This is a genomic window from Bradyrhizobium lablabi (assembly GCF_018129385.1).
Lineage (GTDB): Bacteria > Pseudomonadota > Alphaproteobacteria > Rhizobiales > Xanthobacteraceae > Bradyrhizobium > Bradyrhizobium lablabi_C.
The window spans coordinates 80,389-104,594 of record NZ_JAFCLN010000023.1 but is presented as its reverse complement, the minus strand read 5'-3'; the positions used below and the strand labels follow the sequence as shown (position 1 = coordinate 104,594).

17 protein-coding genes are annotated in these 24,206 nt (G+C 63.0%); 11 read left to right on the top strand and 6 right to left on the bottom strand.

The window, feature by feature from the left end:
* Window positions 1–129 precede the first annotated feature (129 nt).
* Window positions 130–582: a cupin domain-containing protein gene (locus tag JQ628_RS30380; RefSeq protein WP_349628139.1), complete on the top strand. Its 453-nt coding sequence runs from the start codon at window positions 130–132 to the stop codon at window positions 580–582.
* 16 nt (window positions 583–598) lie between these two features.
* On the opposite strand, the gene JQ628_RS30375 is transcribed toward JQ628_RS30380, so the two are convergent.
* On the bottom strand, window positions 599–1,756 hold the full coding sequence (locus JQ628_RS30375; RefSeq protein ID WP_212229055.1) for a hypothetical protein: 1,158 nt from the start codon (window positions 1,754–1,756) through the stop codon (window positions 599–601).
* Between the two features lie 119 nt (window positions 1,757–1,875).
* A complete protein-coding gene (locus tag JQ628_RS30370; protein ID WP_212229053.1) occupies window positions 1,876–2,658 on the bottom strand; it encodes a transglutaminase-like cysteine peptidase in 783 nt (260 codons plus the stop codon).
* Between the two features lie 600 nt (window positions 2,659–3,258).
* Between JQ628_RS30370 and JQ628_RS30365 the strand changes: the two genes are divergently transcribed.
* Complete coding sequence (locus JQ628_RS30365) at window positions 3,259–9,786, top strand: VCBS domain-containing protein (RefSeq protein WP_212229051.1); 6,528 nt, start codon at window positions 3,259–3,261, stop codon at window positions 9,784–9,786.
* A 112-nt stretch (window positions 9,787–9,898) separates the two neighbouring features.
* Entirely contained in the window at window positions 9,899–12,127 is a 2,229-nt protein-coding gene (locus JQ628_RS30360; protein ID WP_212229049.1) for a CHASE2 domain-containing protein, read from the top strand.
* Window positions 12,128–12,327: 200 nt separating this feature from the next.
* On the opposite strand, the gene JQ628_RS30355 is transcribed toward JQ628_RS30360, so the two are convergent.
* Complete coding sequence (locus tag JQ628_RS30355) at window positions 12,328–12,561, bottom strand: hypothetical protein (protein WP_212229047.1); 234 nt, start codon at window positions 12,559–12,561, stop codon at window positions 12,328–12,330.
* Window positions 12,562–12,786: 225 nt separating this feature from the next.
* Between JQ628_RS30355 and JQ628_RS30350 the strand changes: the two genes are divergently transcribed.
* A complete protein-coding gene (locus JQ628_RS30350; RefSeq protein ID WP_212229045.1) occupies window positions 12,787–14,532 on the top strand; it encodes a type I secretion system permease/ATPase in 1,746 nt (581 codons plus the stop codon).
* Window positions 14,529–15,836, top strand: coding sequence for an HlyD family type I secretion periplasmic adaptor subunit (locus JQ628_RS30345; protein ID WP_212229043.1), 1,308 nt, complete (start codon window positions 14,529–14,531; stop codon window positions 15,834–15,836). The genes JQ628_RS30350 and JQ628_RS30345 overlap by 4 nt, the downstream gene beginning before the upstream one ends.
* A gap of 171 nt (window positions 15,837–16,007) precedes the next feature.
* On the opposite strand, the gene JQ628_RS30340 is transcribed toward JQ628_RS30345, so the two are convergent.
* The gene (locus JQ628_RS30340) at window positions 16,008–16,484 is read right to left on the bottom strand and encodes a CinA family protein (protein ID WP_212229041.1); all 477 of its coding nucleotides are present in this window, start codon (window positions 16,482–16,484) and stop codon (window positions 16,008–16,010) included.
* Window positions 16,485–16,627: 143 nt separating this feature from the next.
* Here JQ628_RS30340 and JQ628_RS30335 point away from each other — a divergent pair, with 143 nt between their 5' ends.
* Genes JQ628_RS30335 through JQ628_RS30310 form a run of 6 tightly spaced genes read left to right on the top strand, consistent with a single transcriptional unit; the run spans window position 16,628 to window position 21,737 of the window.
* On the top strand, window positions 16,628–17,713 hold the full coding sequence (locus JQ628_RS30335; protein WP_212229033.1) for an amidohydrolase family protein: 1,086 nt from the start codon (window positions 16,628–16,630) through the stop codon (window positions 17,711–17,713).
* Entirely contained in the window at window positions 17,710–18,822 is a 1,113-nt protein-coding gene (locus tag JQ628_RS30330; protein ID WP_212229031.1) for an amidohydrolase family protein, read from the top strand. Before JQ628_RS30335 ends, JQ628_RS30330 begins: the two co-directional genes overlap by 4 nt.
* Window positions 18,822–19,235, top strand: coding sequence for a Rieske (2Fe-2S) protein (locus JQ628_RS30325; protein ID WP_212229029.1), 414 nt, complete (start codon window positions 18,822–18,824; stop codon window positions 19,233–19,235). The genes JQ628_RS30330 and JQ628_RS30325 overlap by 1 nt, the downstream gene beginning before the upstream one ends.
* A 12-nt stretch (window positions 19,236–19,247) precedes the next feature.
* The gene (locus JQ628_RS30320) at window positions 19,248–20,444 is read left to right on the top strand and encodes an NADH:flavin oxidoreductase/NADH oxidase (RefSeq protein WP_212229027.1); all 1,197 of its coding nucleotides are present in this window, start codon (window positions 19,248–19,250) and stop codon (window positions 20,442–20,444) included.
* Window positions 20,445–20,467: 23 nt separating this feature from the next.
* On the top strand, window positions 20,468–21,220 hold the full coding sequence (locus JQ628_RS30315; RefSeq protein WP_212229025.1) for an SDR family NAD(P)-dependent oxidoreductase: 753 nt from the start codon (window positions 20,468–20,470) through the stop codon (window positions 21,218–21,220).
* Window positions 21,221–21,242: 22 nt separating this feature from the next.
* Window positions 21,243–21,737 (top strand): DUF805 domain-containing protein, encoded by a 495-nt coding sequence (locus tag JQ628_RS30310; protein ID WP_212229023.1) that lies wholly within the window; start codon window positions 21,243–21,245, stop codon window positions 21,735–21,737.
* Here JQ628_RS30310 and tcuB read toward each other — a convergent pair.
* Window positions 21,734–22,840, bottom strand: coding sequence for a tricarballylate utilization 4Fe-4S protein TcuB (tcuB, locus tag JQ628_RS30305; protein ID WP_212229021.1), 1,107 nt, complete (start codon window positions 22,838–22,840; stop codon window positions 21,734–21,736). The two genes, JQ628_RS30310 and tcuB, sit on opposite strands and share 4 nt — an antisense overlap.
* A 176-nt stretch (window positions 22,841–23,016) precedes the next feature.
* Entirely contained in the window at window positions 23,017–24,045 is a 1,029-nt protein-coding gene (locus JQ628_RS30300) for an esterase (RefSeq protein WP_212229018.1), read from the bottom strand.
* Between the last annotated feature and the right edge of the window lie 161 nt (window positions 24,046–24,206).

Sequence of the window (24,206 nt, the reverse complement as noted above, 5' to 3'; positions counted from 1 at the left end):
GCGGCAGGGCTATCGCATATGAGCGAGGACTCGATGAGGCGACTTCGTTGTGGCCATCCTTCGAGACGCCCGCCTTTGGCGGGCTCCTCAGGATGAGGTCTTGTTTCGTGGCAAAATCCTAGAACCCTCATGGTGAGGAGCGCCGCCTGCGGCGCGTCTCGAACCATGAAGGCCGGGCTCGCTCACACGCTCAATGGGCCATATGCGATAGCCCTGCTTCCCGCAGGGGCGGTGGTGCCGATGCACAGCCACGCCGACCGGGAGACGTTTTACATGCTGTCGGGCAAGCTCGATGCCCTGAATGGAGACCGGTGGCAGCAGCTTGGGCCAGGCGATGTATTCGATGTGCGGGCCGGAATGAAGCACGCATGGAGAAACTCGTCGCAAGCCGCCGCTACGATGATCTGCGTGACCACCAACAAGCTGGCCGGATTCCTGCAAGAGATATCTATCCCGGAAGCGGGTTCGTCCGGCGAAGAGCAGGCTCAGCGCTTCTTCAAGCTCGTTCAAGCCCACGGCTATTGGCTGGCCAGTCCGGAAGAGAACGCGGCGATCGGGCTGGATGTCAACTGGAACGGCTGACTTGCCGCGCAACCCGCTACGGCCGTTCCAGCGCGCGGCCGAATTCGACCGGGCGTAGCGCTTGCGTGTGGCACTGCCAGTCGCCGCTCTTCGACTTCCTGAACGCGAATGATTTCTCGATCCGGACGCGGTAGGCAACGGCAAGGTTCTGCCGGACGATCAATGACGGCTCCGGAAAGTTTTGCCGGACCGTCGTCGACGCTTTCGGCTGGCCGGTTTGCGGATCCCAGCACGTGCCGGTGCAGTTCGATGCGATCGGGCTGCACACCGCAAACGGCGCCAGCACCTTCATCTCGATCTCCGCGGTAACGATGGCTTCCTGCGCCGACACTTCGGTGTCGAGCTGGCTGACGCGGCTGATCCGCAGGAAATTCTCGCAGGTGTTGGTGGAATGGATTTTTCCGACGCAGAGATCGACCGCGTCGGCATCAGGCGAGGGCGAGAGCACTTCGCGGCCGAAGATTTTCCGGGGATCGCCCTTGGCGTCGGCGAGCTCTGCCGATTTCTGCTTCATGTAATCGGCGAGGCACGGCTCGGTGCTCTCCAGTTCTTCCAGCGGCACATTGTCCTTGTCGTCGAGGCCGCACAGCCGGTCGCGGATCCGGGTCCACCTGGCGTATTCGGTCAACGCGCCCTTGACCTCGTCTTCCCTCAGCTTGCCGATCAATCCTACGAACAGCGTGTTGATTTCCCGATTTGCGATCGCAAGCGCCGGATCGCTACAGATCACCAGGCCCGCGGTCGTATTGGTCGCAAGGCAATCGAAATTGGCATCCTCCAGAATCGCGATCCTGTCCGCGGTCACCTTCAGCAGGCACGCTTTCACGCGCGAAAAGTTTTCCGGCGCGACCGCAACGCCTTGCCGGACGAAAATCCCGCAGCTCGAATTGCGGCTCCTGATCCACTCCACATTCTCTTCGATCGCCATCCGGCGATCGGCGATCCGGTTCAGCCGGGCATCGACGGCGCTGCCGAGCCGCGCGCCGGCCCGGTTGAGATCGGGATCGCCGCAGAACAATTGCTCGGCGGCATCCCTCACTTCGGCACAGCGATTTTTTGCAAACAGCGGCAACATCTCCGCAATCGGCGGGGCACTTGCTTGCGTGCCTTGCGCGCAAGCAGGTTGCATCCAGCCGAGCTGGATGGCGGCGATCGCCAGCACAGTGAAGCGCATCCGGATTCCCTGCCCCAACAGATGCAAAACAAGCCGGCGTTCTGCCGGCCGGTTCAAAATGGAATTGCAAGCCGGATGTTTGTCAACCGGCTTGTGCGCTGTGCGCCGCGGCGTTTGGCCTAGTATGCCTGTGAGACCGGGCCAGGGGCGGCGGCGATGCTGAGCACGGCCGGCGGGGCGGGGCGCGGCAGGCCGGCGAGCAGCGGCACGGCGTCATAGCGTTTGGCGCCGTCGCGATCGATCACGAACAGCGGCCGGTAATTCCTGGCGTCGGCATCCTCGACCATCGCCATGCGGCGGTTGTCGAGCGTCAGCCAGCGTCCGTCGAGCTTTGCGGCTGCAATCGCGTGGTCCTCGCCGCGCATGGGATCGTGCACGATCACGATCCGCAGGTCGTCCGGCGCGATGCCGGCAAGCCGCAGCGCCACGAATTTGGCGATCGCGTAATCCTCGCAATCGCCGGCGCCGCGGGTGAAGGTGACGAGCGGCGAGGTCCAGACATCGATTTCGCCATATTGCGCCAGATCGCTGGTCGACTTGATCGCAAGGTTGATCGCGCGGTTGATCTCGCCGATCCGGGCGCGGCCTTCACGCGCCCGCGCTGCATCGACGATGGCGAGGAGTTTTAGCGCGGCCGGCGAGACGCACCCGTCGCGGTCGCCGTCGCATAGCGCAAGCTGCACCAATTCGTCGTCGAGGCGGGTTTGCACGGCAAGCCACTTTTGCAGCAAGCGTCCGCCAGGCAGGGGCGAGGCCGGAAGGCCGAACGGCTGATGCGCGGTCTCGGCGGCCGCCGGCGTATCCGGCACCTCGGCCCGCAGGCTGGACGCAGGTCCCAGCCAAATCAACCCGCACGCGAGCACGATCGCACGCAATGCGTGCAATTTCCCGAAAAGCCCCATCTAACGCCCCATGTCCGGGCATCGACGGGCGCTTTGGGCCTCGCACGTGACCGGATCGTTTCGCAGGGGCGAGGATGCGCGGGGGAACTTTTGATTGGCTTAAAGCGGCGGGAAACCGGGGAAAAAGCGCGAAACAGGCTGAAATCGGCCTCGCCGACTTGCTGAAAATTTTATCGATTGCCGCTCGGGTGTGTCCAAATAGCCGCTAACGGACTGTTATCCTTGATTTCTCGTAAAAATGGCTAATGCACAGCAGCAACACGCGATCTGTAAGCCAAATCACAGTTTCAACTTGCAAATTGCCGCATTATGCCGCCGTGGAACTACGGTGAAGCTGACCGAAGTATAGATTTCGATTTTTATACTATGAATACGCATGAAGGGGGCTACATTGGCCTCAATTGGGGGAAGTATTCTTATGAAGACAACACAGAATACTTTTGATTCTCAGTTTGTGCAGAAGAAATCAGGGCGTCCGGGCCCAGCCAGTTCATCTTGCACAAGCAATGGATGGTTTCACGAAGCACCTCCCAATGATATGCAAGCTTAACCTTTTGAGTATTTATTGAAAATTAACCTTCCGGGCAGGGTGGGTTCCTTTTGAACTTTGTCGACAAATTCGACGCTGGCCTACCTCTTTCGGGTGCCGGGCTGCACCCGAAGGCGTTACCGCATGTCGATTCGGTATCGGGCCATGCGCCGTCGGGTTCCGTCGTCGTCAAGGACGCCCACCTGCTCTTCAACGGCGACTACAGGAAGGCCGGTCTCGATCTCGTGATTTCAAAGGACGGCCAGGAAGTGGTCGTCCCGGAGTACTTCAAGGGCGACAAGCGCGCGGCGTTGGCTTCGCCCGATGGCGCGCACCTTACCGGCGACATCGTCAGCGCGCTCGCAGGTCACGCGCAGTACGCGCAGACCGCTGACGGCAGCGCGAGCGCGGCGAAGGTGATCGGTCATGTCACCAAGCTGGCCGGCAACGCGACCGTCGTCCGCAACGGCGTCTCGATCGTCCTCAACCTCGGCGACACCGTCAACCAGGGTGACGTGGTCCAGTCCGGATCCAATTCGACGCTCGGCATCACCTTCATCGACGGCAGCGTGTTCGGCCTCGGCTCGAACGCGAGGATGGTGCTGAACGAGATGGTCTACGACCCCAACGGGTCGAGCAACTCCTCGCTGCTCAGCCTGGTGCAGGGCACCATCTCCTTTGTTGCCGGCGCGACCGCCAAGCACGGCGACATGAAAGTCGACACGCCGGTCGCGACCATGGGTATCCGCGGCACCGCGGTGCTGGTCGAGATCGACTTCGAAATCCCGGGATCGGGCATCGCCCCGCCCGCCCGCTTCCAGGTGCTGGTCGAGCCCGACGGCACCACCGGCTCCTATGTGCTGCTCGACAAGGTCACGCTGTCGCCGATCGCGACCGTCAACCAGGCGGGCACGCAGACCACCGTCAGCGGCCAGGGCCTTGTCACCTTCCTGTCGTCGGCGCAGCTTTCGCAGGAAGCGCAGGACGTCATCAACAAGGTCTTCGCGCTGAAATTCACCGAGACCAATCCGAACACGACGACCCGTTTCTCCGACATCGGTGTGCCGGAAAACAAATTCATCCAGTTGGCGAATGGCCAGTTTGTCCCTGTGACGCTGCTCTCGACCTACGTCCCGAATGGCGCGAACCAGGGACCGCAGACGTCCAATCCCAGAGCAGGCGATCATATCCCCGGCCCGCCCTCGGTTACGACCTTCGACAGGGAGTTCGTCGAAAAGGTCGGCCTCAAGGCGAGCTCGGTGATCAACGGCGTCTCGGGCGGTATCAGCTATACCGACCCCAACGTGGGTGACGTCCCCACGGTCAAGACCGAATTCAATTCCTTTGTGTATCGCGATGCGAACCACCAGAGCGTGGCAACGCTCACGGACGAGCAGCGCACTGCGATTGGCGCGGTTACGATCCCGCTGCACGTAACGCAGGATCCCGCCGGCAAGAACGACGGCACAGCGACCTGGACCTACAGCATCGAAGACGGTGCGCTCGACTTCCTCGCCGAGGGCGAGCAGCTCGTGCTGACCTACATCGCGGAGGTCGCGAACAACTATCCGCTGAACAACGAAAGAGGGTACGGCTCCTTCACGATCACGATCACCGGCACCAACGACACGCCGATCATCGCGACCACCCATGGCAGCTTCACCGAGCTTCCCGGCACGGCCAACAGCGCGATCGACCATGCCGGCGGCACCATCACCTTCGCGGACGTCGACCTGACCGACCGTCCGACGGTGACCACGGCGTTCACCTCCTACACCTATCAAGACCGCAGTGGTAACGACGTCACGGACGCGCTGACGAGCGAGCAGCAGGCCGATATAGCGGCGGTCCAGGCCGTGCTGACGCTGACCCCGGCGTCAACCAACGGGCACAATGGTTCGGTGAACTGGTCCTACGACGTCGCCGACGCCAAATTCGACTTCCTCGCCGTCGACGAAGTGCTGATACTGACCTACACCGCCACCGTCGACGACCACCATGGCGGCACGGCGACCATCCCGGTCACGGTGAAAATCACCGGCACCAACGACGTGCCGACGATCGCAACTTCGGGCGATTCCATCACCGAGCGGATCGGCACCGGCAACACCGCGGTCAACGTCGCGCAGGGTACGGTCACCTTCACCGACGTCGACCTGACCGACCGGCCGGTTGTCACTACCTCGTTCGGCTCGTTCCAGTATCTGGACGAGAACGGCAACGACGTCACCGCGACGCTGACGGCTGAACAACTAGCAGCGATCAGCGAGGTCGATATCGACCTCATCGTCACGCAGACGGCCGGAAACGGCAACAACGGCTCCGCAACGTGGGTCTACAGCCTCGTCGACAGCAAGTTCGACTTCCTTGCCGAAGGCGAGACCCTGATCCTCACCTATGTCGCACACGTCGACGACGGCCACGGCGGATTCGTCTCCACGCCGATCACGGTATCGGTGAACGGCGCCGATGTGGCGGTTGGCGGCACCAACGATCTGCCGGTGGTGAATACCACCGACAATGCTTTCACCGAATTGGTGGAAGCGACGGGATCGACCGTAAACGATCAGGTCGCCGGCTCCATCACCTTCACCGATCCCGATCTCACCGATACGCATTCGGTAACGATCTTGAGCGTCACCGCGTCGGGCGTGACGTCGGGCCTCGCTGCCAACGGCACTGTGCTGAGCTGGCTGTCGCTGGGCACGCTCGTCGATTCCACCAACGGCGCGACCGGCTCCCGCCCGTGGACCTTCAAGGCGCCGGACAACAATTTCGACTATCTCGCCGATGGCGAAGTGTTGACGCTGACCTACACGATCGAAGTCGACGACCATCACGGCGGCGTCGTCACAAAGCCGCTGCATGTCACCGTCACCGGCACCAATGACACGCCAGTAGTATCCACCACGGACGGCTCATTCACCGAAGCCTCGAATACGAGCCAGCCGAACCCCACCGGGTCGACCGCGCTGGACACGGTGACCGGCAGCATCAGCTTCACCGATGTCGACCTCAGCGATACTCATTCGGTGACAATCGAGAGCGTCAGCGCGGACGGCGTCACGTCGGGCCTTGCTGACAACGCGACGGTGCTCGGTTGGCTGTCGCTGGGCACGCTGACCGATTCCACGGGCGGCGTGAACGGGTCGCGGCCCTGGACTTTCCAGGCTCAGGATCGGAATTTTGATTACCTCGCCGATGGCGAGCAATTGACGCTCACGTATACGATCAAGGTCGACGATCACCATGGCGGCGTGGTGACCAAAGAGGTGACGATCACGGTCACCGGCACCAACGACACGCCTGATGTTTCGACGACCGATGGCGCGTTCACCGAAGCCTCGAACGCGAACCAGCCGAACCCCACCGGCTCGGCTGCGCTGGATACGGTGACCGGCAGCATCAGTTTTGCCGATGTCGACCTCAGCGACACTCATTCGGTGACGATCGAGAGCGTCAGCGCGGACGGCGTCACGGCGGGCCTCGCCGCAAACGCGACGGTGCTGGGTTGGCTGTCGCTGGGCACGCTGACCGATACCGCCAATGGCCTGAACGGGTCGCGGCCCTGGACCTTCGAGGCCGAGGATCAGAATTTCGATTATCTCGCCGACGGCGAGCAATTGACGCTGACCTATACGATCAAGGTCGACGATCATCACGGCGGCGTGGTGACCAAAGAGGTGACGATCACGGTCACCGGTACCAACGATACGCCTGACGTCTCGACCACGGACGGCGCGTTCACCGAAGCTTCGAACGCGAGCCAGCCGAACCCGACCGGTTCGACCGCGATGGACACGGTGACCGGCAGCATCAGCTTCACCGATGTCGACCTCAGCGACATCCATTCTGTGACGATCGAGAGCGTCAGCGCGGACGGCATCACGTCGGGGCTTGCTGACAACCCAACGGTGCTGGGCTGGCTGTCGCTGGGCACGCTGACCGATACCGCCAATGGTCTGAACGGGTCGCGGCCCTGGACCTTCGAGGCTGAGGATCGGAATTTCGACTATCTCGCCGACGGCGAGCAACTGACGCTGACCTACACGATCAAGGTCGACGATCATCATGGCGGCGTCGTCACAATGCCGGTGACGATCACGGTCACCGGCACCAACGACACGCCCGTCATCACCAGCGGCAAGCAGGACGCCACGCTCTATGAACTGACGGATACCCACGGTTCGGCGTCGCTGCAAACCACTTGGGGTTCGGTGACATTCACCGATGTCGATCACTCCGACACGCATTCGGTCGAGATCACCGGCGTCAGTATTACGGGCGCCGATGCGGGCGCGCCGGACGAGGCAACCGTGCTGGAGTGGCTGAAGCTCGGCGCCTTCACCGATTCCGGCAACGGGGCAACCGGCTCCCGGGGGTGGGATTTCTCGGCCCATGATCATTATTTCGACTATCTCGCCGACGGCGAACAATTATTCCTGAGCTACACGATCGAAATCGCCGATCTGCATGGCGGCGTGGTCACACAGGCCGTCAACATTACCATCACCGGCAGCAACGATGCGCCGACGATTGAAGCGACCAACGGGTCGCTCCAGGAATTGCTGGACATGACCGGATCTTCGGCGATCGATACCGTCGGGGGTGCGATTACCTTCAGCGACGTCGACCTGACCGATCGCCCGGCCGCGAGCACGGATTTCGCATCCTTCACCTACACCGATGTTTCACAGAACCCGGTGACGCTGACAGCGGACCAGCAGGCCGCGGTGGCGGCCGTGGAAGCGACGCTGATCGTCACGCCGGCGCCGGCCAACATCAATGACGGCTCGGCGACCTGGACCTACAGCATCGACGACAGCGCCCTCGATTTCCTTGCCGAAGACGATACGCTGACGCTGACCTACACCGCGACCGTCGACGACGGCCTTGCCTCGGTGACGACGCCGTTCACCGTCACGATCACCGGCACCAACGATGCGCCGGTCGTTGCCGCGGCGCTGACGGATAGTGCGCACGAAGGCGATGCGGCCTTTACCCGGGACCTGCTTGCCGGCGCTTCGGATGTCGACCGCGGCGAGACTGCAACGTTGTCGGTCACGAACCTGTCCTTTCAAGTCGACAACGGCGGCGTTTCGTCCGCGGCGCCGTCAGGCATCTCTCTCGGTGCCGACGGCCGTACGCTCACCATCGACCCGAGCAATCCGGCGTTCAATTATCTGGCGGACAACGAGCAGACCGTCATCACGGTCTCGTACGACATTACCGACGTGCACGGCGCGACCGTGCATCAGACTGAAACGATCACCATCGACGGCATCAACGACGCGCCATCGATTGTCGGCGAAACAAATCCCTCGGCCCACGGCTTGATGGTCGTCAATCCGGTTTCCGTCACCATCGAGCCGGCAGGACAGAACACCAATTCGCTCGGTCTCAATACCGAGACCTTCAACAGCAGGACCGCCGGCTCGGTATCCAACAATGGGGCCGGCAGCGGCGATTTCACGAGCTCGGATCTCGGCGCCACGTTCGATGGCTCCGGCAACGCGGGCGTCGTGCAAGGCTCGTCCTCGGTCTCCGCTGCACCGTTCATGGGCCCGTTGCCCGGTAGTCAGGACACCACGAAATATCTGAGCATCGGTGCGGGCGGGACCGAGACCATCACCTTCACGACGCCGAAAAATGCGTTTGCCCTCTATTGGGGCTCGATCGATTCCTACAACACGATCAAGTTCTACGATGGGTCGACGCTGGTTGCTTCCTATACCGGAGCGGACGTCAGCCCGCTGTTGGCGAACGGAAATCAGGGTTCGTTCGCTTCGAACGGCTATGTCGAGTTTGTCAGCCTGCACAACTTCAACAAGGTCGTGCTTGGCACCGGCAATTCGAACGCGTTCGAAATCGACAATATTTCGGCCGGCACCGTTGCGGCGCCTCATGTCATGCTTGCGAGCGAGGTGTCCGGAACGCTCAGCGTTCATGATCCCGACATTGGTGACACGCTGACGGGATCGGTGACGGCGAGCGCGAGCGTTCTCTACAATAATTCGACGACGCTGCCGAACGGGGTCGACGTTTCGGACCTCATCAAGGCCGGGAACATCTCCTTCGACAGCGTCCAAAGCGACGGCGGGACGGACGTTCTGCACTGGAACTACGATCCGCACGGCGCAAATCTCGATTTCCTGCATGCGGGCGACGTGCTCAAGCTCAACTACACGGCGCAGGTTACCGACGGGCATGGCAGTAACGGAAGCCAGCAGCTTACGATCACCCTGGTGGGCGCCAACAACAATACGAACGTTTCCACCTTGCCGGTCGTCGACGGCACATCCGGCAACGACACCTTCAACAATGTCGGGGGGGATACCACGGTCTTCGGCAATGGCGGCCACGATACTTTCGTGTTCAAGCCGGGATTTGGCAGCGCCACCATCGCGGATTTCGATACGACCAACGACACCATCCATATCAGCTCGGCACTGTTCCCGAGCGTTTCTGCCATCCTGGCCGCAGCGGCGCCGGCCAATCTCGGCCACGATACGATCATCACCGATGCGGCTCACGACACGATCATCTTGAAGAACGTCACGGTCGACCAGCTGCATGCGTCGAACTTCCATCTGATCTGACGCCGCAAACGACGGTCCGCATGGCGGATCGATGTCGAGCCGAACGGATTTTCGCATCTGGCCCGATGCAAAAAATTGCCTGTGACCTGCGCCTGTGTGGTATGCAGACGGCATGAAGCTGAGAGCGATCCCGAGGTGGTTCAATCGGCGGTTCGGCTACGCCCGACTGATCTGCCTCGTGCTGCTGATCGGCTTTGCCGCCGCAAGGGTCTGGGACCCCGCGCCGGTCGAGGAGCTCCGGGTCCGCACCTTCGACACCTTCCAGCTCATCGAGCCGCGGGTGAAGACCATCCGGCCGGTCACCATCGTCGACATCGACGAGAAGAGCCTTGCCGATCCCCGGCTCGGGCAATGGCCGTGGCCGCGTACCAAGATCGCCGACATCGTCAGCCATTTGACGCGGCTCGGCGCGGTCGTGATCGGCTTCGACGTCATCTTCTCCGAGCCCGACCGGCTCAATCCCGATATTGCCGCTGACAATTTCCGCAATCTCGACGAAGCCACGCGCGAGAAACTGAAGGCGCTGCCGAGCAATGATCAGATCTTTGCCGATGCCATTCGACAGTCGCGGGTCGTGCTCGGCGAATTCGGTGGCCCCAACGTTCACGCCCTTGACAAGAACCTGCCGTTGACCGGGCTTGCAATGCTGGGCGACGAACCGCAGCCCTTCATGCTTCAGTTCCCCGGCCTGCTGCGGAATGTCGAGGTGCTGGAGCAGGCCGCTGCGGGACGCGGCCTGTTCACCATCAAGCCCGAACGCGACGGCATTGTCCGCCGTGTGCCGATGATCATGATGGCGCAGGGCGTGACGATGCCGTCGTTGAGCTTCGAGATGCTGCGGGTGGCCAGCGGCTCAAGCACAATCCTGATCAAGGCCGACCAGGCCGGCATTCAGTATATCGCCGTGAAGAGCATCCGGATCCCGACCGACGCCAATGGCCAGCTCTGGGTGCACTACGCGCGCGCCGATCCCTCGATTTACGTGTCCGCCATCGATGTGCTGGACAACCGTGTGCCGCAAGACCGGATCGCCGGCAAGCTGGTGCTGATCGGCACCTCGTCGATCGGGCTCAACGACACCAAGACCACGCCGGTCTCGCCCGCGATGCCAGGCGTGGAGATCCACGCCCAGATGCTGGAGAGCGCGCTGACCGGCGCGGTGGTGCAGCAGCCGAACTATGGATTGGCAGTGGAATTCTTCGCCGCACTCGTGCTCGGCCTGCTCGTCATCGCTTTTGCGCCGAATTTCGGTCCGATCACGCTGGTGGCGGTCGGTGCGGTGTTTGCGAGCGCGCTGGCCGGCACGGCTTGGTTCTTCTACACCCAGCACAAGCTGCTGGTCGATTTCACCTATCCGCTGATGTCGACCACCGCGATCTACCTCACGCTGATCTTCGCGAGCTTCGTGCGCGAGCAGGCGCAGCGGCGCCAGATCCGCTCGGCGTTCGGCCAGTACATCTCGCCCGCGCTGGTCGAGCAGCTCGCCCAGTCGCCGGAAAAGCTGGTGCTCGGCGGCGAGGAGCGCGAGATGACCATCATGTTCTCCGACGTCCGCGGCTTCACCTCGATCTCGGAATCCTACAAGAACGATCCGCAGGGCCTCACCTCGCTGATGAACCGCTTCCTGACGCCGCTCACCAATGCGATCCTCGAGCGCAAGGGCACCATCGACAAATACATGGGCGACGCCATCATGGCGTTCTGGAATGCGCCGCTCGACGACAAGCAGCATGAGATCAACGCCTGCGAGGCGGCGATCGACATGCTGGAGCGGATCGACGAGCTCAACGCGATCCGCGAGCAGGAAGCAAAGGACGCCGGTAACGCCTATATCCCGCTCAATGTCGGCGTCGGCCTGAACACCGGCGTCTGCGTGGTCGGCAATATGGGCTCCGACGTGCGCTTCGACTATTCGGTGCTGGGCGACAGCGTCAATCTGGCCTCGCGGCTCGAAGGGCAGTCCAAGGAATACGGCTTTCCGATCATCGTCGGCTCCAAGACCGCGATGGCGGTCAAGGACAAGTTCGCGATCCTCGAGCTCGACTTCATCATGGTGAAGGGCAAGAAGGAGCCGGAAGTGATCTATGCGATCGCCGGCCGCGAGGACGTCGCGCAATCCGGCCGTTTCCAGCGCCTGCGCAACCTCACCATCGAGATGCTGGCCTGCTACCGCAGGCGCGACTGGGAAGGCGCGCTCGCCGCGATCGAGCGCGGCCGCAAGAGCGATGACGGCCAGGCCCTGTCGCTGCTCTATAATCTCTATGAAGCCCGCATCCGCAGCTACATCGAAACCCCGCCGCCAGACGACTGGAACGGCGCGTTTGCGCTGCTGACGAAATAGTATTGTCGTCCTGCCCAGGCCACCGGTCGTGCGATGGGCGTCCGCCCAGGCCCCGCGCGAGCTGCCATCAAGCCGGGCGCTAGAAGCATGATCCGGACCCGGAGGGCCGCGTTAGCGCAAAGTGGACACCGGTTTTCCGAAAAGATCATGCTCAAACAAAAAGATAGAGCGGGGTGACGATTAAGAAAAGTCATCCGGCGCTAGCCGCCGAGGCCGGGGTCGGCCCAGCGTTCGATCTGCGAGGGAGGGACAATCTGCTTGGGCTGATAGGGATTGAGCGTGCCGGCGCTGGCGGTCCAGCCCTTCGCCAGTATCTGCATCGCAAACAACTTGGCGTCGATCTCGGATTTGAAGGTCCGGGTCGATCGCTGGGCACCGCCGTCCAGGGAATTTTCCTGACTAAATGTGACGTACCAAATATCGGGCTTTGTCATGCATTGTTAACGCCGTTGCAACATCCGGGTTCCCGTTTCCCGCCGCCCCGGCCGCAACGGCCATCGCCACCTTCCGGTCCCGTAAAATTCCGGCCGTCCGGACCTGCCGGGGCTGTTGCTTCCTGCCGGCGTTTAGGGTTAACGCGACATAAATGGACGATCCCTGCAAAGATCGGTAAAACGGCAGGAGTCGCGACCGTCACTTTTTTGAAGAGATCGTTTTTTATGCCAGCCATTCCCGGGCGATCCGAACTCGGTGAAGCCCTGCGCTCATGCCGCAACGCCTTCATCGGCGTCGGCATCATGAGCTGCATGATCAACATCCTGTATTTGACAGGATCGATCTTCATGCTCGAGGTCTACGACCGTGTGATCCCGAGCCGCAGCGTGCCGACGCTGGTCGGCCTCATCGTCCTGTGCGCCGGCCTCTACATCGCGCAGGGTATTCTGGACATGCTGCGCGCCCGCATCCTCGGGCGGATCGGCACCTCGCTCGACGAGGCGATGAGCGCCCGGGTGTTCGAGACCATCGTGCGGCTGCCGCTGATGATGGGCAACCGCAGCGACGGCATGCAGCCGCTGCGCGATCTCGACGCCGTGCGTTCCTTCCTCGGCAGCATGGGGCCGGGCGCGTTCTTCGATCTACCCTGGCTGCCGTTCTATCTCGTGATCTGCTTTGCGTTCCATTGGATGATCGGCGTGGCCGCCCTGATCGGCGCCATCATCCTGGTGACGCTGACCCTGATCACCGAATTCATGTCGCGCCGGCCGGCCCGCGACACGCTGGTGCTGGGCGTACGCCGCAACGACATTGCCACCTCCAGCCGCCGCAATGCAGAGGTGCTGGTCGCGATGGGGATGTCGGGCCGCCTGACCAAGCGGTGGACGGAAGCCAACGAGAAGTATCTGTCGGGCAACCAGACCGCCAGCGATGTCACCGGCGGCCTAGGCGCCATCGCCAAGGTGTTGCGCATGATGCTGCAATCGGCCGTGCTCGCGGTTGGCGCCTACCTCGTGATCCATCAGGAAGCGACCGCCGGCATCATCATCGCCGGCTCGATCCTGAGCGCCCGGGCGCTCGCCCCGGTGGATCTCGCGATCGCGCACTGGAAGGGGTTTGTCGCCGCCCGCCAGAGCTGGCATCGCCTCAACAAGCTGCTCGAAACCATCCCGGAGCGGAAGGAGCAGACCCTGCTTCAGGCCCCGGTCAAGCGGCTCTCGGTCGAGGCGATCACCATGGTGCCGCCGGGCGACCAGCGCGTGATCGTGCAGGACGTCAGTTTTGCGCTGGAAGCCGGCACGGGCCTCGGCGTGATCGGGCCGAGCGGCTCCGGAAAGTCATCGATGGTGCGGGCGCTGGTCGGCGTCTGGCAGCCGGTGCGCGGCAAGGTGCGGCTCGACGGCGCGGCGCTCGACCAATGGCCGTCGGATGTGCTCGGCCGCTATGTCGGCTACCTGCCACAGGACGTCGAATTGTTCGGCGGCACGATCGCGCAAAATATCAGCCGCTTCGATCCCGAGGCGAAGTCGGAAGCGATCATCACCGCCGCCAAGGAAGCCGGCGTGCACGACATGATCATCAAGATGCGCGAGGGCTACGACACCCAGATCGGCGAGGGGGGCGGCGCCCTTTCCGCCGGCCAGGCGCAGCGTGTCGCGCTGGCGCGCGCGCTCTACGGCAACCCGTTCCTGATCGTGCTGGATGAGCCGAACTCCAATCTGGACTCCGAGGGCGACGAGGCGCTTACCCGCGCCGTGCGCGGCGCGCGCGGGCGGGGCGCCATCGTGGTGGTGGTGGCGCACCGGCCGGTCGGTATCGAGGCGGTGGACCAGCTCCTGGTGCTGAAGGACGGCCGCATGCAGGCGTTCGGTCCGAAGGAGCAGGTGCTCGGCCAGGTGCTACAGCGCGTGCCGACACCGGCGCCGGCGCCGATCAAGGTCGTCTCTGAAGCGGGAGTGGCCAAAGCATGAGCGAAAAGCCAACGGGCGCGCGGGCTTCGATCCGCGTGCATCTGATCGCGGGCCTGGTGGTCGTGCTAATCCTCGCCGGTGGTTTCGGCACCTGGGCCTCCACCGTGCAGATATCGGGCGCGTTGATCGCGCCGGGACAGGTCGTGGTCGATTCCAACGTCAAGAAGGTGCAGCACCCGACCGGCGGCGTGGTCGGCGAGGTGCGCGTGCGCGACGGCGATACCGTCAAGGCCGGCGATATCGTCGTGCGGCTGGACGAGACCGTGGTGCGGGCGAGCCTTGCGATCGTGGTGAAGACCCTCAACGGATTGTGGGCACGCGCCGCCCGGCTCGAGGCCGAACAGCGCGGCTCCGACAAGATTACGTTCCCGCCGATGCTGACCGATCGCGCCAACGATCCCGACGTCAAGGACGTGATGTTGAGCGAGACCAAGCTGTTCGATGTACGCGTCACCGGCCGCGCCGGGCAGAAGTCGCAGCTGCGTGAGCGGGTTGCCCAGCTCAACGAGGAAATCGAGGGCCTCTCCGCGCAGGAGCGGGCCAAGGACAAGGAAATCGCGCTGGTCGAGAAGGAACTGGTCGGCGTACGCCAGCTCTACGAACAGAGGCTGATCCAGATATCGCGGTTGACCCAGCTTGAGCGTGACTCCGCGCGGCTGAACGGCGAGCGCGGGCAATACATCGCCTCGCGCGCCCAGTCCAAAGGCAAGATTACAGAGACCGAATTGCAGATCATCCAGATCGACAAGGACGTGGTCAGCGAAGTCTCCAAGGATCTGCGCGAGACCAACGACAAGATCGGCGAATTCGTCGAGCGCAAGGTGACCGCGGAAGACCAGCTTCGCCGCATCGACATCCGCGCGCCGCAGGACGGCGTTGTGCTGCAATCGACGGTCCACACCGTCGGCGGCGTCATCACCGCGGGCGATGCGATCATGATGATCGTGCCGAAAGCCGACGATCTCTCGGTCGAGGCCAAGGTCAATCCGCAGGACATCGACAAGCTCCAGATCGGTCAGAAGACGCTGCTGCGCTTCTCCGCCTTCAACCAGCGCACCACGCCTGAACTCAACGGCAAGGTCAGCCGCGTCTCCGCCGACGTCACCACCGACCAGCGCACCGGGCAGACGTACTACACCATCCGTGTCTCGATGACGCCTGAGGAGGTCGCCCGTCTCGGCGAAGTCAAACTAGTGCCGGGCATGCCGGTGGAAGCCTTCGTGCAGACCGGCGAACGCACGATGTTCTCGTATTTGCTCAAGCCCTTCAGCGACCAGTTTATGCGCGCGTTCAGGGAGCGGTGAGCGGTTGGCTTTGCCGACACTGCTGCAACACCACCGCTGTCGTCCCGGCGAACGCCGGGACCCATACGCCGCGGCCGTGATGGCTTACGGGCGGTACTGATGGCCTTTTCCAATCGATAGCACAACGCGGTATGGGTCCCGGCGTTCGCCGGGACGACGCTCTACATTTGTTCAGAGATTCTTCAACAATAGCTCCAGCGCCGTCTTCGCAAACACCTGCATGTTCGCCTGCCGGTCGGCGCTGCCCGTCTCCAGCGTGAACACCGCCTCGTTCGGCCCCGCCACCGCCATGCAGCTATGGCCGGCGGCATCGCCGTAGCGGTTGCCGGTGGGACCTGCGGCGCCGGTCTCCGACAATCCCCATGTCGTGGAAAAGCGCCGGCGCATCTGATTGGCAAGCAGCTTCGCGTAAGGCTCGGAGGAAGAGCGAAGGCCCTTCATCTCAGCATCGCCAATCTCCATCAAGAGCCGCCGCGCATCGCGCGTATAGACCACGGCGCCGCCGAGGAAATAGGCGGAGGCGCCCGGCACGGCGAGCAGCGCGGCCGAGATCAGCCCGCCGGCGGAAGATTCCGCAACCGCGATCGTCTGTTTGCGTTCGATCAGCCTGGCCGCGATCTGCTCCGCGATGGCAACGAGTTCTTTCATGAAGGATCAGCCTCTCCCGCCGGTTCTGCCGATTCCCTAGCACAGGAATGCATGGCTGCCGAGTTGCGGGTCCTTTGCGGGCCTGCTTGAATGCCATGCAGAAGCCGGCCGCACAAAATGCCGGCGCGAGGAAACCTTAGGCCATGACGTCGCCGGTCGCGGGCGGCGTGGATTGCGATCTGCATCCCGCCGTGCCCCATTTGACGAGCCTCTTGCCGTACATGAACGATTACTGGCGCGACCAGGTGACGACGCGAGGCATGACCGATCTGGTCTCGCAATCCTATCCGGCCAATTCGCCGATCTCCGCGCGGCCGGACTGGCGGCCCGCGCAGGGCAAGCCCGGCTCGAGCCTTGCCGATATGCAGCAGGAGGCGCTCGATCGGTTCGATGTCGCCTACGGCATCTGCAATCCGCTCTACGGCGTGCAGATGGTATTTTCCGAGGACATGCAGGACGCATTTTGCCGCGCGCTCAACGACTGGCTGGTCAAGGAATGGCTGGAGAAGGATACGCGGCTGCGCGGCTCGATCGTGATCCCGACGCAGAGCGTGGAAAAATCCGTCGCCGAGATCGAACGCTGCGCCGGGGACAAGCGCTTCGTGCAGGTGCTGATGCTGGTCATGGGTGACGTGCCGCTCGGCAAACGCGCGCTGTGGCCGATCTATGCCGCTGCCGAGAAGCACGGATTGCCGATCGGCATTCACGCCGGCAGCGCCTATCACAACCCGCCGACCTCGGTTGGCTGGGGCTCCTATCACATCGAGGATTATGTCGCGCAGGCACAGGCGTTCCAGACCCAGCTCACCAGCCTGATCGTCGAAGGAGTATTCGCAAAGCATCCCAATCTCAAAATGGTGATGCTCGAATCAGGCTTCACCTGGCTGCCGGCGTTCCTCTGGCGGCTGCACAAATTCTGGCGCGGCGTACGGATGGAAACGCCATGGGTCGACCGCGCGCCGCTGGAAATTGTGCGCAGCAACATCCGCTTCTCGCTACAGCCGGTCGACGCGCCGCCGGAACCCGAGGTGTTAAATCGCCTGTTCGACCATATGCAGTCGGACGAATTGATCTTATTCTCTACAGACTATCCGCATTGGCAGTTCGACGGTGATGAGGTGCTGCCTGAAGGGCTGTCGCCCGATCTCGTGCGCAAGATCATGATCGATAATCCAATGGCGACATACAGCCGCCTGAGCCAGCCGGCGACGAAGGAGATGACGCGATGAACGTGCAACTGCGCGACCGTCCCGAAGCTGCGTCGACGACGGCAATCAAGACCGCGATCGCCGATTGCGATATCCATCCCGCGCGGGCGACGAAGGACGAGTTGTATCCTTATCTGGCAAAGCGCTGGCACACGCATCTCGAAACCTATGCCGTGCATGCCTATCAGGGCATGATGGAGGGACCGCCCTATCCGAAGGCGCAGCCCAACGCATCGCGCCGCGATGCGTATCCGCCGGAGGGCGGGCCGCAGGGCTCCTCGCTGTCGTTCATGCAGAAGCAGCATCTCGATCCCAACAATGTCGTGCTCGGCGTGCTCAACCCGCTTGGCGCAACCGGGCAGGGCCAGCGCAATCATGATCTGGGCGCAGCGCTCGCCACCGCCATCAACGACTGGCAGATCGAGAAATGGACCAGCAAGGACAAGCGCCTGAAAGGCTCTATCGTCGTCGCCAATGAAGACGGCGTGACGGCGGCCGCGGAAATCCGCAAGCGCGCGGGCGACAAGAACTTCGTGCAGGTGCTGCTGCTCAGCCGCAATGTCGAGCCGCTCGGCCAGCGCCGCTATTGGCCGATCTATGAGGCGGCGCAGGAGACCGGTTTGCCCATCGGCGTGCACGCCTTCGGTTTCGGCGGCAACCCGATCACGGCTTCGGGCTGGCCAAGCTATTACATCGAGGAAATGGTCGGGCACTCGCAATGCCAGCAGACCGCGCTGGCCAGCCTCGTGTTGGAAGGCGTGTTCGAGCGGTTTCCGAAACTGACCATGGTGATGGTCGAAGCCGGCTTCGGCTGGGCGCCGTCGCTGGCCTGGCGGCTCGACAAGGTCTTTGACAAGCTGCACAGCGAAGTGCCGCATCTCAAGCGCAAACCGTCCGAGTATATCAAGGATCACATCTGGTGGACGACACAGCCGATGGAAGATCCCGAAAGGCGCGAACACCTGTTCCAGATGATCGAATGGATCGGCTGGGACAAGCTGTTGTTCGCCACCGACTATCCGCATTGGGATTATGACGAGCCGTCACGCGTGCTGCCGGCCGGCGTCAGCGATTCCAACAAGCAGGCGTTCTATCTCGACAACGCGCGGAAGGTTTACGGAGTCATTTAGTGGCGCGGCATGTGGTGGCGGCGGTGGATGAACTGCCGCCGGGGACGCGAAAATTTCTCGAAATCGACGGCCGGCCGATCGCGGTGTTCAACGTCAAGGGCGAGTACTTTGGCCTGTTGAACCGCTGCCCGCATCAGGGCGCTGCGCTGTGCGAGGGTCCGCTGATCGGGCTCGCAATGTCCAGCGATCCCGGCGAGATCGAATACACAAAACTCGGCGAAATCATCCGCTGCCCCTGGCACGGCTGGGAGTTCGACATCCGCACCGGGCAGTCCTACTGCGACCCGAAACGCTTTCGCGCGCGCGCCTATGCCGCGCATGTCGAGCCGGGCGCGAGCGTGGTGAAAGGCCCGTACATCGCGGAGACGCTCAAGGTCTCCGTGGAAAGCGACTACGTGGTGGTGGATTTGTAGGGGTGGCTGCGAATGAATGACGGATCACTCAACGGCGGTAGGGCGCCGCGGCCGATGCTGTTCGAGCCGTTCAGGATTCGCGGCCTCACGCTGAAGAACCGCCTCGTCGTGCCGCCGATGGTTCATTACCGTTGCGACCCCGGCAATACCTGCGGCACCTTTCACGTTGTGCATCTCGGCCGCTATGCGCTCGGCGGTTTCGGCCTTGTCTTTGTCGAGGCGACAGGCGTCGAGGAAGTCGGGCTCATCAATGAACATGACCTCGGCATTTGGAACGACGCGCAGGTCGAAAGCTTCAAGCCGCTGATCGCCTTCATGAAGCGTCAGGGCACGGCGATCGGCATCCAGCTCGCCCATGGCGGCCGCAAGTCGTCGTCGCAGACCGCCATGCAGGGCATGGGACCGCTGACCGAGCAGAATCTGAAGGACGGCGCGAGGCAATGGCAGCCCGTCGGCCCGACGGCCGAGCCGGTCGCCAAGGGCTGGTTGACGCCGCGGCAACTCACCACCGCCGAATGCAAGGCGATGGTCGGCACCTGGGCGAATGCCGCGAAGAACGCCGTCGCCGCCGGATTCGATACCATCGAAATCCACACCGCGCATGGCTATCTGCTCGCCTCGTTCCTGTCGCCGGTGTCCAACACGCGCAACGACGAATACGGCGGCGACCGGGCCGGACGCATGCGGCTGCCGCTCGAGATCGTCGAAGCCGTGCGCCGCGAAATGCCGGATACGATGCCGCTGTTCCTGCGCGTCTCGTCCGTCGACGGCACCCAGGAAGGCTGGAACATGGACGACACCGTCGCCTTTGCGCGCGAATTGAAGGTGCGCGGCGTTGACGTGATCGACTGCTCCTCGGGCGGCATCGCCGGCGCCGCCACCGCGGCGCAGGTGCCGCGCAGCCTCGGCTTCCAGGTGCCGTTTGCGGAGCGCGTTCGGAAAGAAGCCGATATTCCGACCATGGCCGTCGGCATCATTCTCGAAGCGCAGCAGGCGGAAGCCGTCCTCAGGAACGGGCAGGCCGATCTCATCGCGGTCGGCCGCCAGTCGCAGTTCAATCCGAACATCGCGCACCATTGGGCGCACGATCTCGGCATCAATTCGCGCTTCGAGGACTGGTCGCCCGAATATGGCTGGTGGCTGGAGAAGCGGATCAAGACGCTGGAAGGCTTTGCCACGCCGACCGGTATCGTCACCCGCCGCTCGTGATGGCGCGTTGAGGGAGAGAAGCGATGGACCTGAAGGGCGCAGTTGCACTGGTGACGGGCGGCAATGGCGGGCTGGGCCAGCGCATCTGCCACGCGCTCGCGCAGGAGGGCGCACATGTAGCTGTCATGTACGCGCGCAGCCGCGACCAGGCAGAAAGTGTCGCTCGCGAACTGACGTCGCGTCATCAGGTCAACGCCCAGGCATTCGCCTGTGACATCACCGACGACGCGGCCGTGGATCGGCTGGTGGGCGAGGTGCAAAAGGCCTTTGGCCGCCTCGATGTTCTGATCAATGACGCCGCCTACAACGTCTCAATCCCCTTCGGCGATCTCGACAATCTGACGCTGGACGTCTGGAGCAAGATCATGGCCGTCAACCTGACGGGGCCGATGCGCCTGACCAAGGCGGTAGCTCCTGTCATGAAGGCCCAGGGGCGAGGCCGCATCGTCAACATTGCTTCGGTGGCGGGGCTCAGCCCGACTGGCTCTTCCATCGCCTATGCCGTGTCGAAGGCGGGGCTGATTCATCTGACGCGTTGCATGGCGGTAGCGCTGGCGCCCGAGACGCTCGTCAATTGTGTGGCGCCGGGCCTGCTGGAAGGCACGCGCGCGACAGCCAATCTCCGGTCCGAGCAGATCGAGCGCTCCGCATCCAGCTCGCTCTTGAAAAAGGCCGCCGACAAGGACGACTGCGCCGACATGGTGATCGCGATGTGCCGCACCGAGACCATGACCGGCCAGACCGTCGTCATCGACGCGGGGCGCATCTTCCACTGAGGTTTCTTTTGGCGAGAATGCGATGAAGCTGCAGAAGATGCTTTTCAGCTTCGAAGGCCGGATCGGCCGCCGCGTCTATTGGCTGGCGATCCTCGGCCTCATCGCTGCGGTGCTGGTCCTGACCTGCGCTCCGTTTCTCCTCAGCGAAGAGGCGGCAGTCCTGATCCTCGCCCTGACCTCGCAATTCATATGGGTCTTCAGCCTGTGGCCAATACTGGCCGTGGGTACCAAGCGATTGCACGACCGCAACAAGAAGGGCTGGTGGCTGCTGGTCTTCTGGGTGCTCCCCTTGGCCCTGTTCGCTGTTGGCCTCAGCGTTGTCCTCTTCAACGACCCCAGAACGGGCCGGAGCGGAGATTTGTCGACCGGTTCGATCCTGATGTTTGCAAGCCTTGTGCCGGCGCTATGGGGCATCGTCGAACTCGGCATCCTGCCGGGCACCAAGGGTCCGAACCTGCACGGCGCCGACCCGGCGCAACATTCCGGGCCCGCGAGCCTCGAAACGACGAACAGCTAGATATGCCCCATCATCCGCCGCTCGCGCGCGTAGCGCACCAGCGCGACAAAGCGGTAGATGCCGTGCACGAATTTTCCGTAGGGCATGGTGATGAACAGCGCGAACACCACGCCGAGATGCAGCGCCAGCAGCGGGCCCATCGCAGGCGTCGCGCGCAGGATCAGCAGCGCCATGCCGGTCAGGCTGGTGAGAAACAACATGACGATGAACGCGACGTCCATGCCGTAGCGCGTCTCGTCCGCGAGCACCGGATCGCGCTTCCATTTCGCAGCGAGCAGTCCGATCGGCCCGATCAAAAGCCCGATGCCGCCGAGCGTCCCCAGCACGACCGGCAAATCCCACCAGGGATATGGCGCCTCGCGCGCGAAAAGGTAGTGATAGAGCGTCGCGACTGACGTAGAGGCAAAGCACAGCGCAAAGCCGTAGAACGTGAAGTGGTGATACAGCTTGCGGCGATCGGTCGGACGATCATCCTCGTTGAAGCAGCCGACGCCGCCGCCATCGAGATAGCGCAGTTCGCTGGCATCGCGGATCGCCTGCCAGATCGAGGCCGCATCTGTCTTCATGCCGACGGGCTCGCCGATGTCGCGCCAGAAGGCGCGGATGCCCATGATCAGCGCGACGATCGAGTAAAGGAAAGCGGCGCCGAACAGTGCGGCCATCGCGTTGTGCGGCATCAGCTTGTAGAACGCGCCCGGGCCGGTGTGCACGCCGAACAGGATTTTCGGATCGTGAACCACAACGAAGCCGAGGATGAAGGCGGCGACGCTGAGCGCGGCGATCAGGCTGATGACGAGGCCGTTGCGTGCGAACGTGCCGGCAAAGGCGCGCGGCCAGGCATAAGCCGCATAGGAATCGTTGCGCGCGATCGCCAGCGTCTGCGGCACATTGACGTTGAACTCATGCGGGGGCGAGAACTGGCAGTCGGTGTAGCAGGCGCCGCAGGAATGGCAGAGATTGGCAAGATAGTTGAGGTCGCCGTCGGAGAACGAGCGCCGCATCTCCATCGCCGGAAATACCGCGCACAGCCCCTCGCAATAACGGCAGGAGTTGCAGACCGTCATCAGACGGTCGGTCTCATCCAGAATCCTAGTTCCGTGCATTTCCTGTCGCCTTCTCCCTCTCCCCGCTCTTCGCGGGGAGAGGGTCGGGGTGAGGGGCTCTATCCACGAGTTCGATTCGCTGAGAGTCCCCCTCACCCGGATTGCTGCGCAATCCGACCTCTCCCCGCAAGCGGGGCGAGGTGGAAGAGTGCGGTTCTCGGGTCCCGTACATGACGCTACTTCGTCAATCCCTTGCCCTCGAGCCATTTCTGGATCAGCAGGGCGACGTCGGCATTGTTCTTGTCCATCATCACCATGTGCGAGTTGCCCTTGATACCGGCCTGCGGCAGGTCGACGACATCGACGCTGCCGCCGGCCGCTTTGATGCTGTCGGCAAACGCGACGCCGGTGGCGCGGATCTTCGGCCAGCGCGAGTCGCGCTCGATGTAGTCGCCATAGATGATCAGGGTCGGGATGTTCTTGAGCAAATCGGCCTTGGCGGGATCGCCGACGCCCGCCGGCTCGACCGCGATCAGCGCCTTCACCTTGTCGGGGCGCGCCTGCGCGACCTTGAAGCCGAAGCTCCCGGCCTGGCTGTGGAACAGGATGATGCTCGGCCCGACGCGGTCGATCTCCGCGATATAGGCGGCGATGATCGCATCGTCCGTCGTGGTCCAGCGCGGCACGTTCTGCTTGACGAAATTCTCGTAGCCTTCATTCGGGAACTGGCTGCCCGGCATCAATTTCCGTTTCGCCGGATCGGGATCGTAGGAGTTCGGCCCGTCGCCGATGCGAAAGCGCTCGAACGGATTGGCGGTGGTCAAAAACACCGGCTCGCTCTTGAAGATATCGGGGTATTGCGCCCAGCCGGCGCGGCCGCGCTCGACCGCGTCGGAATTGTAGACCGCCCAGCCCTTGCGCAGGAAATAGTTCAACCAGCCTTCGCGTCCGTCCGGCGTCGTCTCATAGGTGACGCCGGTGAGGCCGCCGCCGTGCCACATCAAGAGCGGATATTTGCCGCGTTCGTTGGCCGGCAGGAAATACTGCACATACATCTGCTCGGCCTGATAGGTGCCGTTCGGATCGACCTTTGCGGGCACGCCGCCCGGCGTGAAGGTGACTTCCTTCACCGGCTTGCCGGAAATTTCCACGAGGCGACCGCCGACATGGAAGGAGCCCATGTCGCGAAGCGCGATCGGCTCGGCGGCGTTGGCCGCGCCTGTGATCAGGATGGCTGCGATGGAAGCAATGGCTGTGCGCGACATGTTTCCTCTCCTTGTCTTCTCCCTCTCCCCGCCCTTCGCGGGGAGAGGGCAGGGGTGAGGGGCTCTCTCCGCGAGTGCAGGACGTCGATGGACCTGTACCCCCTCACCCGGATTGCTTCGCAATCCGACCTCTCCCCGCAAGCGGGGCGAGGTGAAGTGAG

What these genes read in the sequence shown, in the direction of transcription:
- JQ628_RS30380 (WP_349628139.1), top strand. Translation starts at nt 130, where the DNA reads ATGGTGAGGAGCGCCGCCTGCGGCGCGTCTCGAACCATGAAGGCCGGG.
- JQ628_RS30375 (WP_212229055.1), bottom strand. Translation starts at nt 1,756, where the DNA reads ATGCGCTTCACTGTGCTGGCGATCGCCGCCATCCAGCTCGGCTGGATG.
- JQ628_RS30370 (WP_212229053.1), bottom strand. Translation starts at nt 2,658, where the DNA reads ATGGGGCTTTTCGGGAAATTGCACGCATTGCGTGCGATCGTGCTCGCG.
- JQ628_RS30360 (WP_212229049.1), top strand. Translation starts at nt 9,899, where the DNA reads ATGAAGCTGAGAGCGATCCCGAGGTGGTTCAATCGGCGGTTCGGCTAC.
- JQ628_RS30355 (WP_212229047.1), bottom strand. Translation starts at nt 12,561, where the DNA reads ATGACAAAGCCCGATATTTGGTACGTCACATTTAGTCAGGAAAATTCC.
- JQ628_RS30350 (WP_212229045.1), top strand. Translation starts at nt 12,787, where the DNA reads ATGCCAGCCATTCCCGGGCGATCCGAACTCGGTGAAGCCCTGCGCTCA.
- JQ628_RS30345 (WP_212229043.1), top strand. Translation starts at nt 14,529, where the DNA reads ATGAGCGAAAAGCCAACGGGCGCGCGGGCTTCGATCCGCGTGCATCTG.
- JQ628_RS30340 (WP_212229041.1), bottom strand. Translation starts at nt 16,484, where the DNA reads ATGAAAGAACTCGTTGCCATCGCGGAGCAGATCGCGGCCAGGCTGATC.
- JQ628_RS30335 (WP_212229033.1), top strand. Translation starts at nt 16,628, where the DNA reads ATGACGTCGCCGGTCGCGGGCGGCGTGGATTGCGATCTGCATCCCGCC.
- JQ628_RS30330 (WP_212229031.1), top strand. Translation starts at nt 17,710, where the DNA reads ATGAACGTGCAACTGCGCGACCGTCCCGAAGCTGCGTCGACGACGGCA.
- JQ628_RS30320 (WP_212229027.1), top strand. Translation starts at nt 19,248, where the DNA reads ATGAATGACGGATCACTCAACGGCGGTAGGGCGCCGCGGCCGATGCTG.
- JQ628_RS30315 (WP_212229025.1), top strand. Translation starts at nt 20,468, where the DNA reads ATGGACCTGAAGGGCGCAGTTGCACTGGTGACGGGCGGCAATGGCGGG.
- JQ628_RS30310 (WP_212229023.1), top strand. Translation starts at nt 21,243, where the DNA reads ATGAAGCTGCAGAAGATGCTTTTCAGCTTCGAAGGCCGGATCGGCCGC.
- tcuB (WP_212229021.1), bottom strand. Translation starts at nt 22,840, where the DNA reads ATGCACGGAACTAGGATTCTGGATGAGACCGACCGTCTGATGACGGTC.
- JQ628_RS30300 (WP_212229018.1), bottom strand. Translation starts at nt 24,045, where the DNA reads ATGTCGCGCACAGCCATTGCTTCCATCGCAGCCATCCTGATCACAGGC.